The sequence below is a fragment of the Rubritalea sp. genome (assembly GCF_039830215.1).
Classification (GTDB): domain Bacteria; phylum Verrucomicrobiota; class Verrucomicrobiia; order Verrucomicrobiales; family Akkermansiaceae; genus Rubritalea.
Genome location: NZ_JBDOPO010000315.1, coordinates 1 through 3,620, shown reverse-complemented (window position 1 = coordinate 3,620; position 3,620 = coordinate 1). Strand labels below are relative to the sequence as shown.

Sequence of the window (3,620 nt, the reverse complement as noted above, 5' to 3'; positions counted from 1 at the left end):
GCCGATCAAATAGCTGAAGTTGAGAGAAAGCTAAACAGCAGACCTCGTAAAGTACTCGACAGAAAGACCCCAAACTTTATGTTTTTAACACCTAACTAACAAGGTGCACTTCCAGGTTGAATCCAAGCACTAAATAAACTAAACAATAATCAGAAATAACTGTAGAGAAGTTCTCAATCTGTAGAATCACCCACACTTGTAGGTGGAAAAGTAGTTCAATTTTCTACAGTTCATCAGAGGTAAACCCCCATTCCTATTTTAGCGTGCTACAGTACATCCAGCACCTATGCCAAAACCATCTCATCAGGCGTAATTACCAATTCTATTTCGTAACTTGTTACTATTTCTCTCATCACCATATCAACGGTTATGTCGGTGAAATGTGAGACTGAGTATACCATTTTACCCGCAATGCTTGACCTTGTGCATCCGAACTCTTGAACGGATTCCTTAGTGATACCTAAGCCTCGGGCATCGTGATGTTACCGATGCAGAAAAATTACTTGTGAAATCCCCACCGCCCATCACGGTCAATCACTTCCTTGAAATTTTAAATGATGTTTGCATATAGGGCATTATCCTCCTTTAAAGGTCTAAAAAGTTCATGTAGATCAAGCGACCACCTATTTGAAATTCCGTAGCTTCATCACTGAGGCCATGAAAACTTTGGAAGATTAGAAATTTAAACATCAGCCGCGGGGTAAAGGCAAGATTCCCTCACTTATTCAAGTCTTAGCTGTTGTCGACTGTGACCTTTTGGAGGACTGGTAGAAAAAAGTCCAATCTAGAGTGTCTTTTTTGAGTTAGAGTATCTCAACTTGACGCTTAGCCATGTTCTACTGTTGGCTCATTAATGTGAATAGGTTGCAGCCTTTGGTGTGGTTGAGAAATTCATGGCTGATCGTGTATTGTGATCAATCGATCAAGAGATGTAAGGTCTAAAAAATGGTTGGCGGAGTCCTCCATAAGTGAATCAAACATATTTTTTACAAAAACACTGTTGCAGCCTGTGTTACAGGTGTATACATAAAACCATGAGTCTTAAGCACACCACACTAACACACATCTTCGGAATTTTGCTGTTAACCCCTTCTTTTGCGGAGAAGATGTTGAATCAGTTAGCAGATGGGACTTTGGCGCCGTTATCGATCGAAGAATCCCTCAAGCACATTGAAGTGCCTAACGGCTTCAAGCTTGAGCTAGTGGCATCTGAACCGATGGTGCAGGAGCCTGTGTGCTTCACATTTGATAGTGACGGTGCCCTGTTTGTGTGTGAGTGGAATAGTTATATGCAAGACCAATACGGTACGGACCAGGACAAACCCGTTAGTAGAATAGTCAAACTGACTGATACGAATGGTGATGGAAAAATGGACAAGCGTACTGTGTTTGCAAAAGACCTCATGCTCCCCCGTTCCATCCTCACTTTACATGATCGAGTCCTAGTAAGATTCACCCACAACTCTACAATTTGGTCCTACTTCGATGACAACGGCGACGGCATCTCTGATCGGAAAGAAATAGCTCTCCAAGGTAGTAGTGTAGGCGGTAACATCGAGCACCAGGACAACTCTTTAATTTGGAATTCCGATAATAAAATCTATGCAACTGGCCAGATCTATCAATTTCGTGATGGAAAGCTCACTCAGCAACGCAGTCATGGGCGCTACGGACAATGGGGTTTAACTCGTGACGACGTTGGTAGAATCTACGGTAGTCACAATAGCGCCCCCTTAAAAAATTGGTTCAATCTAGGTGGATACCCTATGGGAAACCCTAGTCTCGCAAAGGAAACCTTTAAAGCAAATTTCACATGCGAAGTAGATGATGCAACAGATTCTGGTAGAAATGTCACAGCGACTGGAGGGCAAACAATTCTTCGGAGTGAGCAATTTGGTGAGTTAAAGGGAGCACTGGTTATCCCCGATTCAGTGCGCCGCATTGTAAAACTGGTCACTCTTGATCAAAACGATGGACAGATCACACCTGCTACGCATGATGATTATAAAAATACTGAATTTATCCGCAGTGCCGACACGTACTTCCGTCCAGTATGGACTGGCATGGGGCCTGATGGAGGTCTCTACATTGCTGATATGTCACGAGGTATAGTGCAAGAATCACAGTGGTTCCCGACTGAGCGCACAAAGAACCCTAATAAAGATTGGCTCGAGCGCTATTACCGCACGAAAGCCTGGGGGATGCTTAAAGTAAACTCCAGAGGCCGTATCTACCGACTAATCCCTGAAGACTCGGCCAATCTAGAATCTCCTATCCAACTCTCAACCGTTAGCAGCGCAGACCTCGCAAACTACCTAGAGCACAAGAATGGCTGGTGGCGTGATACAGCACACAAGTTGATTGTCTGTCGCAATGACAAGTCAGCCATCCCCAATGTTAGGAAGCTTTTAAATAGTAACAATCCGTTCACTCGTCTGAGCGCTTTACAGATTTTAGACTTCTATTCCAGCTTAGAAAAGAAAGAACTCAAGAGCGCCTTAAAGGATATGAACGAAAACGTGCGAGTTCACGCGATTAGCCTCTCTGAAAAGCGTTTCACATCTGATCCTGATTTTTTTACATTGGTTTCCAATCTAGCCACAGACCCATCACCATTTGTAGTTGCACAACTATATCTATCTACTGAGAAACTGAACACCACTGACAGCATTAATTTAAGGAAACAAATAGTAAGCAGCCATCCTAACAATATTGCAGTTGCATCTCTCGATCGTAAGAAAAATAAGCTACGCGGCTCCCTGAAGAAATATATACCTGGTCACAAAATCTATCAATCTCTCTGCATCGATTGCCACGGCCAAGGTAACCAAGGTATCGAAAGCATGGGTAAATTATTTGCTCCAAAGTTCACTCGCAATTCAAGGATGGCAGACAAGGTGTATCTCACCAAAGTGCTACTCCATGGCATTACTGGACCATTAGGTGAAAACGAGGAAACCTACTCAGCTGGAATTATGCCCCCAATGGGAGCCACCTACACAGACCAGGAACTCGCTGATGTACTCAACTACATAGGGCGTCGTTGGGGTAAGTGGAAAAAAGATATCTCAGCAGATGAAATCAAAGTGATCCGGGCTGCCACATCTGAGCGCAAATTACCGTGGACTTATTCAGAAGCAAAATCTAAAAAGAGCTAAGCTTCTTCGCATACTTCTATGAGTCGATGCATTTTACCATTGAGGTATTCTTGCACTGACAGCTCCTTCCTTTTTTACTGTATACGATGTGGTTGTCGCAGCAGTAACCCATAATATCAGGACATGAAGCCGTGTCCTATTTCATTGGCTCATTGGTCAGTATGGGTGCAATTAACAGTGGCCGTTTTAATAAAGAGGTGTTCGCTGTAAGAGCTGGTCCCCGAAATTCGGACAGGTAGTTAAGCTATGATTTGGATGGAGGGGAGCGGTGCAAACCGCGAACCTAAAAACAACAAAATCAAAGCAAAACGTAAAAGACACGAAGCTGAATTCAAAGCACGAGTGGCTCTAGAAGCGCTCAAGGGAGAAAAGACGATTCAATAGATCGCCAAAGAATATGAAATCCACCCTGTACAAGTTTCAGATTGGAAGAAGGCAATGACGGAAAGGATGCCTGAGATA

The 3,620-nt window shown here is 43.5% G+C and carries 2 protein-coding genes; both read left to right on the top strand.

Annotated features, from left to right (window positions below):
• Positions 1-1,034 precede the first annotated feature (1,034 nt).
• Positions 1,035-3,158 (top strand): c-type cytochrome, encoded by a 2,124-nt coding sequence (locus tag ABGY95_RS10465; protein ID WP_347441628.1) that lies wholly within the window; start codon positions 1,035-1,037, stop codon positions 3,156-3,158.
• Between the two features lie 246 nt (positions 3,159-3,404).
• Positions 3,405-3,542, top strand: a complete 138-nt coding sequence (locus ABGY95_RS10460) for a hypothetical protein (protein ID WP_347441629.1) — start codon at positions 3,405-3,407, stop codon at positions 3,540-3,542.
• The last annotated feature ends 78 nt before the right edge of the window (positions 3,543-3,620 follow it).

What these genes read in the sequence shown, in the direction of transcription:
- ABGY95_RS10465 (WP_347441628.1), top strand. Translation starts at nt 1,035, where the DNA reads ATGAGTCTTAAGCACACCACACTAACACACATCTTCGGAATTTTGCTG.
- ABGY95_RS10460 (WP_347441629.1), top strand. Translation starts at nt 3,405, where the DNA reads ATGATTTGGATGGAGGGGAGCGGTGCAAACCGCGAACCTAAAAACAAC.